The sequence below is a fragment of the Streptomyces fradiae genome (genome assembly GCF_041270065.1).
Taxonomy (GTDB): Bacteria; Actinomycetota; Actinomycetes; order Streptomycetales; family Streptomycetaceae; genus Streptomyces.
In genome coordinates this window covers 7,566,784-7,583,435 of sequence record NZ_CP065958.1, presented here as the reverse complement: position 1 = coordinate 7,583,435, position 16,652 = coordinate 7,566,784, and the positions used below count along the sequence as shown (strand labels likewise).

The following is a 16,652-nucleotide window of genomic DNA, read 5'->3' as shown; positions in this document are numbered from 1 at the left end:
CATTGCCGCCTCCCATTCCAACACCGGGCGACCGCCCACGCACCTTCGTGGCGGCCCCGGCGACCGCCTCGCCGCAGCGCGGTCAGGTGAGCTCGAAAATGCTTCGGCCGGTCAGCCACAGGCCCACGGCCAGGGAGAGGACGACGACGGCCTGGTCCTGGTGGGTCGTGATCGCCCGCATCAGGGCCTGCAGCCGCGCCTCGGCCCGCGCGGGGCGGAACGTCGCGTACAGCTCCATCGCCAGCAGGGTGGAGGTGGAAAGCAGGCAGTAGAACATCAGCGTCAGCCAGGTGAGGCCCTGCGACAGATCGGCGTTCACCACGGTCGCCGCGCCCGCCGCGACCATGCCCCAGGGCTGGAGGAGCACGGCCATGCCCGCCGCCGACCAGCCGGAGGCGTTGCGCAGTCTCCCCAGCCAGGCCGGTTCCTCCCTGGGGCGCTTCTCCTTGCGCTGCTTGTACGCGCCGTAAAGGATCAGTCCGACGCCGATGGCGAGCTTGAGGGCGACGGCGGCGGTCGACGGGGCGCTGTGCTTCTTGGGCGGGTCCCCGCCGGTGAGCAGCAGGACGCCGGCGATCACCAGGACCAGGCACGCCAGCCAGGCGAGCACGAAGACCAGCCCCTTGCGCACGCCCCGGTCGCCGGACAGCAGCAGGATCAGTGCCATGGCGGGCAGCGGGTGAAGGGTGATCGCCAGGCCGATGAGGATCATGTCGAGTGTCATCTGCGGGCGCTCTCGTCATCGGGGCCGCGGACGGGTCTGCCGAACCCAGTCAGCCACGAACCCGCGGTACGCGCGAGAGGTGGACGCCCAGCGGAGCGAGCCGCCCCGCAGGACCGGGCTCCGCGCGTTCGCGCCACCCGTCCGGCGGATTCGCCGCGCGGGTGCCGGGGGGCGCTCGTAGCGTCGGGCCCGGACGAGAACCGCCGTAGCACCTGGGAGAAACGATGACGGACGAGTCGATGGAGAAGACGGCCACGGAGGCTTGGCTCTACGGGTATCCGCTGGTCACGGCGGCCCTGACGGAGAGCGCCATGACGGCGGTCCCGGCCCGGGACGACGCGCGCCGGAAGGCCCCGGTCAACCAGTTCTGCTACATGCGGTCCACGCCGGACGCCTCCTTCACCGAGGTCGTCTCGCCGAACGCCGACACCCTGTACTCCAGCGCCTGGCTCGATCTGTCCGAGGAGCCGCTGGTCCTGGCGCTGCCCGACTTCGGTGACCGGTTCTGGATGGTCCCGATCCTGGACGCCTGGTCGAACGTCTGCGCCGTCGTCGGCCGGCGCAAGTACGGTTCGTCCGCGGGCCCCTTCCTGATCGCCGGGCCGTCCTGGTCGGGCCCGACCCCCGCCGGCCTGACGCTGCTGAAGTCGCCCACCGCCGTGAACTGGATCATCGCCCGGTACGCGACCAGCGGCCCCTCGGACTTCCCGGCCGTCAACCGGCTCCAGGACGGCACGCGGCTGATCCCGCTGTCGCAGTGGACCGGTGACCCCGACGCCTACTCCCCGCCCACCGACGTCCCCGTCCCGGCCGGTGCCGACACCGCGACGGCGCCCGTCGACAAGGTCCACGCGCTCAGCGGCCGCGCGTACTTCACGCTGCTCAACCGGATGATGGTCGACAACCCTCCAGACCCCGCCGACGCCCCGTTCCTGGGCACCCTCGCGAAGCTCGGCATCGCACCGGGCGCGAGCCTGGACGACCTGTCCCCCGATCAGCTCGACGCCCTGGACGCGGGCGCGCGGCGCGGTCCGGAGGTGCTGCGTGAACTGCTCGCCAAGGCGGAGTCCGCGGGCTCCGGCGGATGGACCGTGCACCGGGGTCTCGGTGCCTACGGGACCGACTACGCCAAGCGCGCGGTCATCACCCGGTTCGGGTACGGGGCCAACCTCGACGCCGACGCCCTCTACCCGCACGCCACGACCGACTCCGAGAGCCGGCCGCTCGACGGCGCCCACACCTACGTGCTGCACTTCGACGCCGGGCAGACCCCGCCCGTCGACGGCTTCTGGTCCCTCACGATGATGAACGAACGTCAGCTCTTCGCCGACAACCCGCTGAACCGCTACGCGATCGGCGACCGCAGCGGCATGCGGACCAACCCCGACGGCTCCCTGGACATCTACGTCCAGCACGCGAACCCCGGCCCGGAGCGCGAGGGCAACTGGCTCCCCGCCCCCGCGGGCAGCTTCAACGTCTTCCTGCGTCTGTACTGGCCCGAGGAGCCCGCCCTCACCGGCGGCTGGACCCCGCCGGCGCTGCGCCGGACCAGCTGACCCCCGCACGACCTGCCCTCAGTGGGGCAGGTCGTGTTCCGCCCAGACCACCTTGCCGGTCGCGGTGCGGCTGGAGCCCCAGCGGCGGCAGAGCATGTTGATGAGCTGGAGGCCACGGCCGCCCTCGTCGCCGAGGTCCGCGTGCTGGATCTGGGGGAGGTCGGGGCCTGTGTCGGAGACCTCGACGATGAGGCGGTCGCCGCGCAGCAGGCGGAGTCGGCCGGGGCCGTTGCCGTAGCGGAGGGCGTTGCCGACGAGTTCGGAGACGACGAGTTCGAAGACATCGGCGAGCTCGGTCAGGTCCCACACGGCGAGCTGGTCGGTGACCAGGCCCCGGGCGACGGATGCCGCGCGGCCTTCCTGCGGCAGCGGCCACTCGCGCAGGTCGGCCGGGGTGGCCGGGGCGTCGTCGGCTGCCGGCGCGGTCGTCGCCACGAGGAGCACGACCTCGTCGAAACGGGCGGCGTCGGCGGGAGCCCGCTCGAACAGGCCGCCGCTCTCGAGAGCCTCCGGGGAGAGGCCGCGCGCCGCCGAGCGGAGACCGTGCAGCTGGTGGTCCACGTCCTGGTGCCGGGACTTGACGAGACCGTCGGTGTACATGACCAGATGGGCGCCCGCCGGGACTTCGAGACGGATCCGGTCGTACGGGATCACTCCCGCGCCGAGCGGCGCGCCGACCGGCACGTCGACGAACTCGGCGGAGCCCTGCCCGTCGAGGAGCAGCGGTGGCAGGTGCCCGGCGCTGGCCAGCGTGTAGGTGGAGTCGGCCGGGTCGAACACGGCGCACAGGAAGGTGGCGACCTGTTCGTCCTCCAGGTCACGCGTGGCGAGGTCGAGCCGGGCCAGGACGCGCTCCGGGGACATGTCCAGGGTCATGAGGGTGCGGGCCACGGCCCGCAGGCGCCCCATGGTGGCGGCGGCGGGCAGCCCGTGGCCCATGACGTCGCCCACCATGAGGGCGGTACGTCCGCCGGGCAGGGCCATCACGTCGTACCAGTCCCCGCCCACGCCGTGGTGGCCCGTCGAGGGCGCGTACTCGGCCTGGACGCGCAGCCCGGGCGTCACCGGCGTCGCGCGGGGCAGCAGCGTCCGCTGCAGCGAGACGACGTGCTCGCGCTCGCGCCCGTACAGCCGGGCGTTGTCGATGTAGACGGCGGCCTGGGAGGCCAGCTGTTCCGCCAGTGCGAGGTCGGTGGTGGAGAACGGCGGTGTTCCGGGGCCGCGGACGAAGTCCACGCTGCCGAGCAGCAGCCCGCGGGCGATCAGCGGCACGGCGAGATAGCTGTGCACTCCTGCGGCGCGCATCTTCGCCGCGGCGCTCTCGGTCGGCGCGACCTTGATGAAGTCGTCGTTCCGCATCCGGCTCACCAGGACCGGCCTGCCCTGGCGCAGACAGTAGCGGTGGAGCAGCGTCTCGTGCGCCTTCTCGGTGCGGACGAAGGTCTCGCCCACCGGAGTGGGTTCCAGGGAGGACAGCGCCTCGACGGCGCACACGGCGATGGCCCGCATGAGCGGAATGCCCGTGCCGGTCCAGCGTGAGCCCTCCTCGCCCCGCAGGACGCTCTCCAGGATGTCGACGGCGGCTCCGTCGGCGAAGCCGGGCACGGTGAACTCGGCCAGTTCCTGGGCGGTGCGCTCCAGGTCGAGGCTGGTGCCGATCCTGGAGCCTGCGGAGTTCAGCCAGGCGAGCCGGCCGCGCGTGGTGAGCCGGTCCAGGGGGACCTCGCCGCCGGTCCGTCCGAGCCGCCTGCGGGCGGCGGCCGTACGGTGCGATCCGGCGCCCCTCCCGGCCGAGGCGCGGGCCGCCAGACGTCGTCTCCCCTTGCCGCCGTTCACCTTTTCGGCCTCCAGACTGGAAATCGACCGTGCTGGTGCCCAGCATGCACCTGTTCCCTGCCGATCGGGGTACTCACCGCCCACGAGATAATGCTGCAATGAGTGAACCGACGAAGCCCGAAGTCGCCGTTCCGGAGGGTGACGCTCCCACCGAGCTGACCGTCCGGGACCTGGTCGTCGGGGACGGGGCCGAGGTGAAGCCGGGCATGGTGGTCAGGGTGCACTATGTCGGGGTGACCTTCGAGTCCGGGAAGGAGTTCGACGCCTCCTGGGACCGCGGCGAGCCGTTCAAGTTCGCGCTCGGGGCCGGCCGGGTGATCAAGGGCTGGGACCGCGGGGTGCGGGGCATGCGGCTCGGCGGCCGGCGCGAGATCATCGTCCCGCCGCGTCTCGGTTACGGGAATCAGTCGCCCACGCCCTTGATCCCGGCCGGCTCGACGCTGGTCTTCGTGGTGGACCTGGTCGACGTGTACTCCCGCACCACCGGGTGGAGCAAGCCCTAGCGGGGGTGGTCGGGCGCCAGTACGCGGAGGGCCGCGGGCATCGCCCTGAGGGTGACCGGCAGGGTCGCGTCGACCTCGCCGTCCGCGCCGTACGGGAGGGGGCGGTCGGCTTCGATGCGGATCTCCTCGCCGCGCAGGATCTCGATCTGCGGACGCTTCACGTGCGCGCCCGTCTTCAGCTCGTTCATCATGGCGAAGAAGAGACGCTTGGGCGCCTCCTTGATCACCACGACGTCCAGGAGGCCGTCGTCGACCCGCGCGCCCGGTGCGACGTTCCGCCCGAATCCGTAGAAGCCGGAGTTGGCCGCGACGACGGTGTAGCCGGTGCGCTCGTGCCGGACGCCGTCGATCGTGATGCGGTACGCGGCGGGCTTCCAGGCGAGGACCGCCCGGAGGCCGCCGGCGTAGTAGGAGGCCGCGCCGCGCAGCAGCCGGGAGGCGTTGGCGTGGCGGTTGGCCACCGCGTCGACGCCCGCGTACACGCTGCCGAGGACGCAGATCCCGTGGTGCCGGGCGGACTCCACCCGGATGGTGTCGACGGCCCGCGGTACGGCGTCGAGCAGCACCTTCGCCAGGCCCGGGGCGTCGGTGGGAAGCCCCAGGGCGCGCGCGAAGTCGTTCCCGCGGCCCGCGGGAACCAGGCCGAAGACGGTGTCCGTGCCGCTGAGCGCGCCGCCGACGGTGCCGGCCATGCCGTCGCCCCCGACGGCAAGCACGATGTGGCCCTTCCCTCCGGCGTCCCGGGCGAGTTCCTGGGCGTGTTCCAGGCTGCGGCTGTAGACGGTGTCGAGCCGCGCGCCCGCCTCCCGCAGCAGCCGGGCCACCGGGAGCAGGCTCGCCGTGCCGCTGGAGCCCCCGGCGGTGGGGTTGACGACGGCGGTGAACTGTCGCATGGATCTGGCCTCCGGGCGGCAGAAGGAGAGTTCGGGAGGGAAGGGTTCGGGCGGGAAGGGTTCGGACCGAGCGGGATCAGCGGACGGGGATCAGGACCCCGGGGCTCAGCACTCCGGACGGGTCGACCTCGGCCTTGACCGCCTGGAGCATACGGATGCCGAGGGGGCCGACCTCGCGGGCGTACCAGTCGCGGTGGTCGGTGCCGACGCCGTGGTGGTGGCTGATGGTGCCGCCGGCCGCCAGGATCGCGTCGTTCGCCGCGCTCTTCACCGGCGCCCAGTGCGCGACGGCGTCCTCGCCCTGCGCGGAGACGACGGTGAAGTAGAGCGAGGCGCCGTTCTCGTACGTGTGCGAGATGTGGCACATGACCAGCGGCGGGGTCCCGGCCTCGGTGAGGGTGCTGGTCAGCGCGTCCCGTACGGCCGTGTACAGGCCGGGGATCGCGGACCAGAAGGCGGCCGTCTCCAGCGTCTCGGCGAACGCGCCGGCGTCGAGCAGCGCGTCCCGCAGGTAGGGCGCGTTGTAGCGGCCGTGCTCCCACTTGTCGCCGGGCTCCTCGCCGATGAACTCGCCGTCGCAGGCCAGGAGGACCTCACGGGCGGCGGCGCGGCGGGCGGCCGTGTCGGCCTCGGTGCCCTCGAAGCCGACGATGGCCATGCAGCCGGGGTTCTCCGGGAGTGCGGCGCTGCCGATGGCGTCCGGCTGTGCGAGGCCGATGAAGGTCTCGGACTCGTCCGACAGGCGCAGCACCGTGGGGCGCGGGCCGTCCTGGGCGAGGCGGCGCAGGGCCGCCGTGCCGGCCTCGAAGGAGGCGAAGCGCCAGCCTTCGTAGATCCGCTTCGGCGGCAGCGGCCGGATGCGTACGGTCACCGAGGTGATCACGCCGAGGGCGCCTTCGGAGCCGAGGATCAGCTGGCGCAGGTCGGGGCCGGCGGCGGAGCGCGGGGCCCGGCCGGTCGACAGGGTGCCCTCGGGGGTGGCGACCGTCAGGCCGAGGACCATCTCGTCGAAGCGGCCGTAGCCGGCCGAGGCCTGGCCGCTGGAGCGGGCCGCGGCGAAGCCGCCGACGGTCGCCCATTCGAAGGACTGCGGGAAGTGGCCGAGCGTCCAGCCCTGCTCGTTGAGCAGCTCCTCGGCCCGCGGGCCGCGCAGGCCGGGCTGCAGGGTGGCGGTGCGCGACACCTCGTCGACGGCGAGCAGCTGGTCGAGCCGCCGCAGGTCGAGCGCGACGACGGGCCGCTTCGTGGTGGGCGCGAGGCCGCCGACGACGGAGGTGCCGCCGCCGAACGGGACGGCGGACAGGCTGTGGTCCGCGCAGGCCCGCAGGACGGCGAGGACCTCGTCGTGGCTGCCGGGGAGCACGACGGCGGCGGGGATGTCGTCGACCTCGCCGGCGCGGATGCGCAGCAGGTCGGGGGTCGACTTGCCTCGGGTGTGCCGGATGCGGCTCTCCGCGTCGTCCCGCAGGCCGTCGGGTGCGGCGACGGCGGCGCTCAGCGCTCCCCTCGCCTCGCCGGTCAGCGCCGGGGCGGGCACGTCGATGTCGGCGAGGTCGGCGGGGCCGCTCTCACGCGGCGTGACGCCGAGCAGGTCCCGCAGCAGGCCGGTCACCGAGTCGGGCAGGGGCGCCGCCTTGGCCGGGTCGCCCCAGCCGCTCCACAACATGTCCACTTCGAGAGGTTCCTCACGGTCTGTTTCAGGGACGGCGCTGCCGCTCGGCCCGCACTGGCATTACACTGTGACAGATGACGCCCATTCGTCACAACCATGCGGACGCGGATCCCGTACTCGACGCGGCACGGGACTGCGTGCTCGCCGTCGGCGTACGCCGGACCACCCTCACCGACGTCGCCCGGCGGGCCGGCGTGTCCCGGATGACGCTGTACCGGCGCTGGCCCGACGTGCGGACCCTCGTCGGCGACCTGATGACCCGTGAATGGATCGCGGTCGCCGCCGGCGCCATGCCGCCCCCCGACGACGACCGGCCCGAACGGGCCCGGATCGTCGAGGGGTTGGTGGCGGGAGTCGCCGCGTTCCGGTCCCATCCGCTGTTCCGGAAGATCCTCGACGTCGACCCCGAGCTGCTGCTGCCGTACGTCCTCGACCGGCGCGGCGCCAGCCAGGACGCCCTGCTCGGACTCCTCCTCACCGCGCTTGAGGAAGGACACGAGGACGGTTCCGTACGCCGCGCCCACCCCGACCTGCAGGCCCGGTCCCTGCTGCTCGTCGTCCAGTCCTTCACGCTCTCGCTGCGCACCATGGCCGACGAGAGCGATCCCGAACTGAGCGAAGCCGCCTTCCTCGAAGAGCTGCGCACCCTCCTTGAGAGGACCCTCACGCCATGAACCCCGTGAACCCCACGAGCGGCACCGCCCTGCCCGGCTCCTCGCTGAACGCCGAGCGGCGGCGGCGCGAACTGGACCGGCTCGCCGACGGCGAGGTCGTCGACGTGCTCGTCGTCGGGCTCGGCGCCACCGGAGCCGGAGTCGCCCTCGACGCCGCCACCCGCGGACTGAGCGTCGCCGCGATCGACGCCCACGACCTCGCCTTCGGCACCTCCCGCTGGAGCTCCAAGCTCATCCACGGCGGACTGCGCTACCTCGCGTCCGGGCAGCTCGACGTCGCCCACGAGAGCGCCGTCGAGCGCGGCATCCTGATGGAACGCACCGCCCCCCACCTGGTTCGCGCCCAGCCCTTCGTGCTCCCCCTCACCCCGCTCGTCAGCCGCGGCCAGGCCGCCCTCGCCCGCGCCGGATTCGCCGCGGGCGACCTGCTGCGGGTCGGCGCCCGCACCTCGCGCCGCACGCTGCCGCAGCCGCGCACGCTGTCCGCCGTCGAGACCCGCCACCTCGCCCCCGCCCTGCGCCCCGTCGGGCTGCGCGGCGGCCTGCTCTCCTGGGACGGCAAGCTCTCCGACGACGCGCGCCTGGTCACCGCGATCGCCCGCACCGCGGCCGCGTACGGTGCCCGTGTCCTCACCCGCGCCCGGGCCCTCGAACTCCACGGCGACGGCGCGCTGGTACGCGACGAGACCACCGGCCAGGAGCTCCGCGTCCGCGCCCGTACGGTCGTCAACGCGGCCGGGGTCTGGGCGGGCGGCCTCATCGACGACGTACGGTTGCGGCCCTCGCGCGGCACCCATCTCGTCCTGCGCTCCGAGACCCTGGGCCGGCTCTCCGCAGGACTGCACATCCCGATCCCCGGCGAGACGAACCGCTTCGTCCTGGTCCTTCCCCAGGGCGACGGACGGGTGTACGTCGGCCTCACCGACGAGCCCGTCGACGGCGACATCCCCGACGTGCCGGAGGTCCCCGAGACGGACATCGGCTTCCTGCTCGACGTGCTCGGCTCCGCCCTCGACGTCACGGTCCACCGCTCCGACGTGGTCGGGGCCTTCGCCGGACTGCGGCCGCTGCTCGACACCCGGGACGCGGAGGGCCGCACCGCCGACATCTCGCGCAAGCACGCCGTGCTCACGTCGCCCGACGGCATCGTCACCGTCGTCGGCGGCAAACTGACCACCTATCGCCGCATGGCCCAGGACGCCGTCCACGCGGCCGTCGCCGTCCGCGGCCTGACCGCCGGCCCCTGCCGCACCGCGTCCCTCCCGCTCGTCGGCGCGGCCCACCCGCAGACCCTCGCCGGTCTCGACGTCCCGCCCCGCCTCGTCCAGCGCTACGGCTCCGAGGCCCCGGCCGTCCACGCCCTCGGGCTCGAAGACCCCGCCCTCGCCGAGCCCGTCGTCCCCGGCCACCCGGTCACGGGCGCCGAACTGGTGTGGGCGGTCCGTCACGAAGGCGCCCTCGACACCGCCGACCTCCTCGACCGGCGCACCCGCATCGGCGTCGTCCCGGAGGACCGCGCCCGCGCCGAAGAAGCGGCCCGGGACGCCCTCGCCCGTACGGCGGCCCAGGCGCGTTGAACGGCCACGGTGCCCCTGCCCGGCATGGGGGCGGGGGCACCGTCGTGGGTCACGGCGCGGGCGGTGTCAGTCCGCTCACGTATCCTTCCGGCCACCGCACACCGACTCGGAGGATCAAGAGCGTTGACCGGCCTGACCGCTTTCCCGCTGCCCTTTCACGCGTCCCGTTCCCTGGCGTTCGCGACACCCCGGACGCTGCGGGAACTTCAGATGATGGAATGCAGCGCGCACATACGGGCGAAGCCCGGCTGGTTCGACAAGATGAAGGACGCCGGCATCGTCGCCAGGTGGACGCGGGAGGCGGTCGACCAGGGCCTCACCGAGGCGCAGATTCGTTACGTGCTCGACGAACTCGCGCACTACGCGGCGCTCCGGGACGGGCGCAGCGGCATCGAGGTGTCCGCCGTCGACGGGGTGTGGCAGTCGGACGGGCTGGTCGACGACAAGCTCAGGGACCGGCTGCGCGAGGCGGTGCGGGTGCTTGAGGAGGTGCCCGAGGCGGAGCGGGACTGGCATCCCGGATCCGGGAACCAGGTCCTCGATCTGGTGCATCCCTCGCTGTTCTGCCTGGTCAAGGGGGTGAGCGGCGAGCCGGAGCGGGCGTGGCAGAACCCGACGAACCAGTATTCCAAGTACGAATTCTCGGAGAAGTTCCAGTGGCTGCCGACGGACGTCGACGTCCACGAGGACGGCGAGGTCGCCTTCCGTTCGTACGTGAACAACGTGCACCCCGAGACCCATCACGAACTGGCCGCCGTCCTGCCGGACCTGTTCGCGTGCGTGCGTCCGCTGTTCGAGAACGTGCTCACCGATCTGCGGCATCCGCGGCCGGTGCGGATCAAGGCCGATCCGTTCGGGTGGTACGGGGACTCGGAGCCGGAGTATCCGGACCGGGCCTCCTTCAGTGACAACGACGCCTACGCGGAGGCCCGGAGCGCCTGGGACGAGGCGATGGACGCCTGGTGGGAGAACCGCAGCCCGATCGTGCCGGACGCCCCGGTCTTCACCCCGCCCGAGCTGCCCGAGGACTCCGCCCGGGTCGACCTGCGCGGCCGCCGCCTTCAGGTCATCGTCAAGCTCGCCACGATTCATCTCACCCCGGATCAGCCGGAGTACAACGGCGGTTCCTGGCATGTCGAGGGGATGCTGAACGAGCGGATCGTGTCGACCGGGATCTATTACTGGGACAGCGAGAACATCACCGAGAGCCGGCTGAGTTTCCGGGCCGCGCTCGACGACCCGTACTACGAGCAGAACGACGACGACGGTCTGCGCGAGGTCTACGGCCTGGAGGACGAGGACGCGCTGAACCAGCCGCTCGGGTCGGCGGCGACCCCGGAGGGCCGCTGCCTGGCGTTCCCGAACGTGCTGCAGCACCGGGTCGGCTCGTTCCGCCTCGCGGACCCGAGCCGCCCGGGGCATCGCAAGATTCTCGCGTTCTTCCTGGTCGACCCGTCGGAGAGGATCGTCTCGACCTCCGACGTGCCGCCGCAGCAGCCCTGGTCCGAGACCTCGACCATGACGCTCGCACAGGCCAGGGAGTACCGCGAACAGCTCATGCAGGAGCGCAAGTTCTTCGTGGACGAGCACAACGAGCAGCTCTTCGAGCGGGCGTTCTCACTCTGCGAGCACTAGGTCAGCGGATGGCCAGGGCGACGATCTGCGTCACCGCGTCGTCGACGAAGTTGTCGTCGCTCACCAGGATCAGCGACCGCTCGCCGGACGGCAGGACCGGCCCCCAGGTCATGCCCTCGGTGTTGTCGACGGTGGACAGGCCCAGGGTGTGGAAGTCCGCGACGAGCGTCTTGCGCATCGGCACCACGTTCTCCCCGTCCGGTCCGGCCAGGGAGTCCGTCGACCGTACGTCGGTCGCCCCGCGGGTGGTGGCGTCGAAGACGCGGATCTTGTAGCCGGCGCCGGCGACCCAGGTGCGTTCGAGCACGAGGTAGCGGTCGGGGTCGTCGGGGAAGGCGAGGATCGACGGGACGCCGGTGTCGGGGCCCCACGGGCTGTTCGGGTCGTTCACGGCGAAGATCTTCTCGATCGGGTACGCGAACTGCCCGAGCACCCGGCCGGTGCGGGTCTGCTGCGTGACCCGGACGAGCGCGCCGTGCTCGGTGTCGGGCACCGGGCCGTCCTGGAGGAGCGGGCCCTCGACCGCGCTGGTCAGCACCCGGCCCCGGTCGCCGAAGGTGATCGCCTCGATCGACTGGTTCCGGCGCGGTCCGCGCTCGTCGGTGATCTGGTAGTTCGACGGCAGTCGCAGGCTGCCGAGATAGTCACCGGTGGGTGAGGCGGACTGGATGGACGGCTGGATCACCGGCGCCCCGGCCGCCGACGGCCGGTCGCCCTCCTGCGCCCACCAGTAGTCGCAGCGGCGCGGGTCGACCCGGATCTCCTCCGGGTCGACGGCCTTGCCGTCCCCGAGGGACGGGGACGGATAGACCGAGCCGTCCGGCTGAAGCAACGGGTGGGTGCCGGTGAAGTCGACGGAGTGCACGCCCTCGGCGTCCACGTCCACCCTGGCCGTGTAGAAGCGGGCGGGCTGGAGGGCCGAGCGGTCGTCGCTGATGAACACGTACTCGCCGGTGCAGCGGTCGCGGTCGACGCCGGAGAGGCCGCCGACCGTCGTGCCCTGGAAGTCCAGCTTGTACGGGACGATCTTCTCGCCGAGCAGGCGGGCCTGCGCCGCACGCTCCACCGGCCGGACGGGATCGGCGGGTCGAGCGGCGGCGACCGCCGCGGGGGTGAGGGTGGAGGTCAGAAGCAGGGCTGCGGCGCACGCACGGCGCGTCAGGGAGGCTCGCATGCCGACGATCTTGGCCCGGCCCGGCCCTGATCCGCAGTCACCCAGACGGGTAGTGCTGCCGGTGTCCGCTCACACCACCCGTTCACACCACCCGTCTGGCGCCCGCCTGACGCCCGGTCAGGCCGAGTCCCGCCGCACCAGTTCCGTCGGGAGGATCACCGTGACCGGGTCCTCCCCCGCTATGCGGGCGAGGAGGGTGCGGACCATCTCCGCGCTGATGCGGTCCCAGGGCTGACGGAGGGTGGTGAGCGAGGGGCGGGAGGCGAGGGCGGCCGGGGAGTCGTCGAAGCCGCCGACCGCGATGTCCTCGGGGACGCGGCGGCCGGCCCGGTCGAGGGTGTCCAGGACGCCGAGGGCCATCAGGTCGGAGGCGACGAAGACGGCGTCGAGGTCCGGGGCCCGGTCGAGGAGCAGCCGGGCGGCCGCCTCGCCGCCCCGGCGGCTGTAGTCGCCGGTGGCGACGAGGTCCTCGTCGTACGGGAGTCCGCACTCGGCGAGGGTCTCGCGGTACCCGGCGAGGCGTTCGACGCCGCCGGGCGTGTCGAGCGGGCCGGTGACGGTGGCGATGCGGCGGCGGCCGGTCGCGTGGAGGTGGCGCACCATGTCCTGGGCGCCGCCGCGGTCGTCGGCGGCGACGTAGCCGATCCTGGCGGTCTGCCCGAGCGGTTTGCCGCAGGCGACGACGGGGACGCCGGCCGCGTGGAGCCGGTCGACGACCGGGTCGCCGGAGTGGCTGGAGACGAGGAGGACGCCGTCGACGTGACCCGCCTCGATGTAGCGGAGGTTGCGCCGGCGTTCGTCCTCGGTGCCGGCGATCATCAGCAGGAGCGGGATGTCCTGCGCGGCAAGCGCCTGGGTGCAGCCGCGGAGCAGGACGTTGAAGTTGGGGTCCTCGAAGAACCGTTCCTGGGGTTCGGTGAGCAGGAAGGCCACCGAGTCGGACTTTCCGGTGATGAGGGAACGGGCGTGCCGGTTGACGACATAGCCCGTTCTGCGGATGGCCGCGTCGACGGCGGCCTTGGCGGCGGGGCTGACGTAGTGCCCGCCGTTGAGGACACGGGAGACGGTGCCGCGTGAGACACCGGCCTCGCGCGCCACGTCGTGGATCGTCGCGGGGCGACGCCTGCCGGCTGCTGTGCTCATGCTGTGTGTTTTCCCTCGCTCCCCTGTCCGTCAGGACTTTACGGCGCCGGAGAGCAGATCGAGGCTCCAGAAGCGCTGGATGACCAGGAAGAGCGCGACGAGCGGGACGACCGCGAGCAGCGCGCCGGTGATGACCAGGGAGTAGAGCGCGGGTTGGCCGGCGCCCTGCTTGAGGAGGGTGAACAGGCCCACGGTCATGGGGAACTTCTCGTCGTCGCCGAGCATGATGAACGGCAGCAGGAAGTTGTTCCAGATGGCCGTGAACTGGAACAGGAAGATGGTGACGAGGCCGGGGGCCATCATGGGGACGGCGATGCGCAGCAAGATGCGCAGTTCGCCGGCGCCGTCCATGCGGCCGGCCTCGACGAGTTCGCCGGGGATGGCGGCCTCGGCGTAGACGCGGCCGAGGTAGACGCCGTACGGGGAGAGGATCAGGGGCAGCAGGACGGAGAGGTAGCTGTCCGTCAGGTCGGCCTGGGCCATCAGCAGGTACTGCGGGATGGCGAGGATCACCGGCGGCATGAGGACGCCGGTGAGGATCACGTTGAAGAAGACCTCGCGGCCGGGGAAGCGGTAGACGGCGAGGGCGTAGCCGGCGAAGGCGGACACGACGGTCGACAGGACGGCGCCGAGGCCCGCGTAAAGGATGGAGTTGGCCATCCAGCGCCAGTAGATGCCGTCGCGGTACGCGCCGAGGTCGGCGAGGTTGTCGGCGAAGCCGTCGCCGGGCAGGAAGGTGAAGGTGGAGAAGAGGTCGGCGCCGGACTTGGTGGCGGCGACCAGGACCCAGGCGACGGGCAGCAGGCAGTAGAGCGCGCCGAGGACGAGGGCCGCGGTGGGCAGCAGCGCGGTGCGGCGGGGGCGCGCGGTGGGCGGCCCCTGGGAGGTGCCCGGGGTGGTGCCGGCGGCGGGGGCCGCCTTGCGGGTCCGGGTCGTGGCGGCGAACCCGCTCATCGGGATGCTCCTTGTGTGGTGCGGCGGTTCGAGGTGCGCAGCAGGGCGAAGGACAGCAGGAAGGTGGCGACGGCCAGGATCACGGCGGTGGCCGAGGCGGCGTGGATGTTCCCGCCGGTGAAGGCGTCGTTGAAGACCTTCATCAGGGGGCTCCAGGTGGTGGGGATGCCGTTGGTGAGCGGCCGGAGCGTCATGGGCTCGTTGAAGACCTGGAGGGTGGCGATGACGGAGAAGAAGAAGGTGAGGACCAGGGAGGGCGCCACCATGGGGATCTTGACGCGCAGGGCGATCTGCAGTTCGGAGCAGCCGTCGAGCTTGGCCGCTTCGAAGACCTCGGCGGGCAGGGAGCGCAGCGAGGTGTAGATGACGATCATGTTGAAGCCGGTGCCGCCCCAGACGGCGATGTTGGCCATGGCCGCGTAGAGCGGGCCGCCGTCCATGAGGTCGGGCTGCGGGAGGCCGAGGGCGTCGGCGAGGTAGTAGAAGGGGCTGACGTCGGGGAGGTAGAGGAAGCCCCAGAGGAGGGCCGCGATCACTCCGGGGACGGCGTACGGGAGGAAGATCGCGAGCCGGGCGAAGGAGCGGGCCCGGACCCGCTCGGAGTCGAGCAGGAGCGCGAAGAACAGGGCGAGGCCGAGCATCACGGGGACGACGACGAGACCGTAGCCGAGGACGCGCAGGGCGCTGTGCAGGAGTTCGGGGTCGGTGAGCGCGTCTGCGTAGTTGCCGAGGCCGGCCCAGACCTCGCTCTTGGCGCCCTTGCCGAGGCCGAGGCCCTTGACCTCGATCCTGTGAAGGCTGAGCCAGAGGGCGTAGCCGATGGGCAGCGCGAAGAAGAGGGCGAAGAGGACGGCGGCGGGCAGCAGGAATCCGTACGGGGCCAGCCTGACCCCGTACGGCTTCCGGCGTGCGCCCGGGTGGGGCTTGGTCACGGGGCGACCTCGAAGCCCTGCTTCTTCAGGTCGGCGACGGTGGCGTCCCGCATGGCGGTGAGGGCCTGGTCGAAGCCGGACCTGGCCTTGGCGGCCTTGCCGAACTCGTCCTTGAAGGAGGTGTAGGCCACGTTGACGTTGGGGCCCCAGGCGGCGGGGGCGGTGGTCTTCGCTATCTCGGCGGCCCGGGTGTAGAAGTCGGTCTGGCCGGCGAAGAAGGCGGGCGGCTGGGCGAGGGCCGGGCCGCTCTGGGCGGCGGTGGCGGCGGGGTAGATGCCGGCCTCCTTGACCAGGGCGGAGAGGGCCTTGGGGTCGGTGTTGAGCCAGGTGGCGAACTTCGCCGCGGCGGCCTTGTGCTTCGAGTCGGTGGTGACGGCCGTGGTGGAGCCGCCCCAGCTGCCGGTGGCGGGCTTGGCGGTGTCCCACTGGGGCAGCGGGGCCATGGCCCACTTGCCCTGGGTGTCGGGGGCGGCGGTGGTGAGGACGCCGGGGGCCCAGACGGCGCTGACCCAGGCGAGCTGCTCGCCGGTGTTGAGGGCCTTGTTCCAGGCGGGGGTGTACATGGGCTGGTTGTCGATGGCGCCGTCCTTGACGAGGCCGCCCCAGAAGTCGGCGACCTTCTTGGTGGCGGCGTCGTCGATGCCGACCTTCCACTTCTGGTCCTGGGCGGTCCACCACTGGGCGCCGGCCTGCTGGGCGAGGCCGGCGAAGAGGCCGGCGTCGTTGGAGGAGAAGGTGGTGAGGGCCTTGTCGGGGGCCTTGGTCTTGAGCGCCTTGGCGGTGGCGGCGAACTCGTCCCAGGTGGTGGGGACCTTGAGGCCGTACTGCTGGAAGAGGTCGGTGCGGTAGAAGAACATCAGCGGGCCGGAGTCCTGGGGCACCGCGTAGACGGCGTCGGAGCCGAGGGTGGTCTGCTGCCAGAGGCCGGGGGCGAACTTGTCCTTGGCGCCGGACACTTCAGCGGAGATGTCGGCGAGGGCGTCGTTGCTGACGAGGGTGGGCAGCGCCTGGAACTCGGCCTGGACGAGGTCGGGGGCCTGGTGGGCCTTGGCGGCCGTGATGATCTTGGTGACGAGGTCGTCGCCCGAGGCCTGCTTCTGCACCGTGACCTTGATCTCGGGGTGCTCGGCGTTCCAGATCGCGGCCACCTTGTCCATGTTGGGCGCCCAGGACCAGTAGGTGAGCGAGACGGGGCCGGACTCGGCCCCGTCGCCGCCGGAACCGGAGCCGGAGCCGCAGGCGGTGAGGGTCGTCGCGCCGAGGACGACGGCGGTGGCGGCGGCCGTGGCGACGAGAACGCGACGGCGGTGCAGCGCGTGGGGCATGGGGTGCTTCTCCCTGACCGAAAGGGGCCTTCGCACGGGGCGGGAAGGCCGGTC

The 16,652-nt window shown here is 72.3% G+C and carries 14 protein-coding genes; 5 read left to right on the top strand and 9 right to left on the bottom strand.

Going from position 1 to position 16,652, the window contains the following annotated elements; genetic code table 11:
• Positions 1 to 82: 82 nt before the first annotated feature.
• The gene (locus JAO84_RS34410; protein WP_370416374.1) at positions 83 to 724 is read right to left on the bottom strand and encodes a GAP family protein; all 642 of its coding nucleotides are present in this window, start codon (positions 722 to 724) and stop codon (positions 83 to 85) included.
• A gap of 224 nt (positions 725 to 948) precedes the next feature.
• Between JAO84_RS34410 and JAO84_RS34405 the strand changes: the two genes are divergently transcribed.
• Positions 949 to 2,280: a DUF1254 domain-containing protein gene (locus JAO84_RS34405; RefSeq protein WP_370416373.1), complete on the top strand. Its 1,332-nt coding sequence runs from the start codon at positions 949 to 951 to the stop codon at positions 2,278 to 2,280.
• Positions 2,281 to 2,298: 18 nt separating this feature from the next.
• Here the strand turns inward: JAO84_RS34405 and JAO84_RS34400 are convergent, their stop codons facing one another.
• The gene (locus JAO84_RS34400) at positions 2,299 to 4,116 is read right to left on the bottom strand and encodes a SpoIIE family protein phosphatase (RefSeq protein WP_370416372.1); all 1,818 of its coding nucleotides are present in this window, start codon (positions 4,114 to 4,116) and stop codon (positions 2,299 to 2,301) included.
• A 98-nt stretch (positions 4,117 to 4,214) separates the two neighbouring features.
• Here JAO84_RS34400 and JAO84_RS34395 point away from each other — a divergent pair, with 98 nt between their 5' ends.
• The gene (locus JAO84_RS34395; RefSeq protein WP_370416371.1) at positions 4,215 to 4,619 is read left to right on the top strand and encodes an FKBP-type peptidyl-prolyl cis-trans isomerase; all 405 of its coding nucleotides are present in this window, start codon (positions 4,215 to 4,217) and stop codon (positions 4,617 to 4,619) included.
• Here the strand turns inward: JAO84_RS34395 and JAO84_RS34390 are convergent.
• Both JAO84_RS34390 and JAO84_RS34385 read right to left on the bottom strand, forming a co-directional pair.
• Positions 4,616 to 5,512, bottom strand: coding sequence for a diacylglycerol kinase family protein (locus tag JAO84_RS34390; protein ID WP_370416370.1), 897 nt, complete (start codon positions 5,510 to 5,512; stop codon positions 4,616 to 4,618). The two genes, JAO84_RS34395 and JAO84_RS34390, sit on opposite strands and share 4 nt — an antisense overlap.
• A 76-nt stretch (positions 5,513 to 5,588) precedes the next feature.
• Positions 5,589 to 7,184, bottom strand: a complete 1,596-nt coding sequence (locus tag JAO84_RS34385; RefSeq protein ID WP_370416369.1) for an FAD-binding oxidoreductase — start codon at positions 7,182 to 7,184, stop codon at positions 5,589 to 5,591.
• 74 nt (positions 7,185 to 7,258) lie between these two features.
• Here JAO84_RS34385 and JAO84_RS34380 point away from each other — a divergent pair, with 74 nt between their 5' ends.
• The 3 genes from JAO84_RS34380 (at position 7,259) to JAO84_RS34370 (ending at position 11,070) form a co-directional block, all read left to right on the top strand.
• Positions 7,259 to 7,858: a TetR/AcrR family transcriptional regulator gene (locus JAO84_RS34380; RefSeq protein ID WP_370416368.1), complete on the top strand. Its 600-nt coding sequence runs from the start codon at positions 7,259 to 7,261 to the stop codon at positions 7,856 to 7,858.
• The gene (locus JAO84_RS34375) at positions 7,855 to 9,435 is read left to right on the top strand and encodes a glycerol-3-phosphate dehydrogenase/oxidase (protein WP_370416367.1); all 1,581 of its coding nucleotides are present in this window, start codon (positions 7,855 to 7,857) and stop codon (positions 9,433 to 9,435) included. The genes JAO84_RS34380 and JAO84_RS34375 overlap by 4 nt, the downstream gene beginning before the upstream one ends.
• Before the next feature lie 123 nt (positions 9,436 to 9,558).
• On the top strand, positions 9,559 to 11,070 hold the full coding sequence (locus tag JAO84_RS34370) for a DUF4246 domain-containing protein (protein ID WP_370416366.1): 1,512 nt from the start codon (positions 9,559 to 9,561) through the stop codon (positions 11,068 to 11,070).
• Position 11,071: 1 nt separating this feature from the next.
• Here JAO84_RS34370 and JAO84_RS34365 read toward each other — a convergent pair whose 3' ends face one another.
• From JAO84_RS34365 to JAO84_RS34345, 5 genes are all read right to left on the bottom strand, one after another.
• Positions 11,072 to 12,244: an esterase-like activity of phytase family protein gene (locus JAO84_RS34365; protein WP_370416365.1), complete on the bottom strand. Its 1,173-nt coding sequence runs from the start codon at positions 12,242 to 12,244 to the stop codon at positions 11,072 to 11,074.
• A 117-nt stretch (positions 12,245 to 12,361) separates the two neighbouring features.
• Positions 12,362 to 13,387, bottom strand: coding sequence for a LacI family DNA-binding transcriptional regulator (locus JAO84_RS34360; protein ID WP_370416364.1), 1,026 nt, complete (start codon positions 13,385 to 13,387; stop codon positions 12,362 to 12,364).
• Between the two features lie 30 nt (positions 13,388 to 13,417).
• Positions 13,418 to 14,341: a carbohydrate ABC transporter permease gene (locus JAO84_RS34355; RefSeq protein WP_370416363.1), complete on the bottom strand. Its 924-nt coding sequence runs from the start codon at positions 14,339 to 14,341 to the stop codon at positions 13,418 to 13,420.
• Positions 14,338 to 15,273: a carbohydrate ABC transporter permease gene (locus JAO84_RS34350; RefSeq protein ID WP_370416362.1), complete on the bottom strand. Its 936-nt coding sequence runs from the start codon at positions 15,271 to 15,273 to the stop codon at positions 14,338 to 14,340. Before JAO84_RS34350 ends, JAO84_RS34355 begins: the two co-directional genes overlap by 4 nt.
• Complete coding sequence (locus tag JAO84_RS34345) at positions 15,270 to 16,598, bottom strand: ABC transporter substrate-binding protein (RefSeq protein ID WP_370416361.1); 1,329 nt, start codon at positions 16,596 to 16,598, stop codon at positions 15,270 to 15,272. The genes JAO84_RS34350 and JAO84_RS34345 overlap by 4 nt, the downstream gene beginning before the upstream one ends.
• Between the last annotated feature and the right edge of the window lie 54 nt (positions 16,599 to 16,652).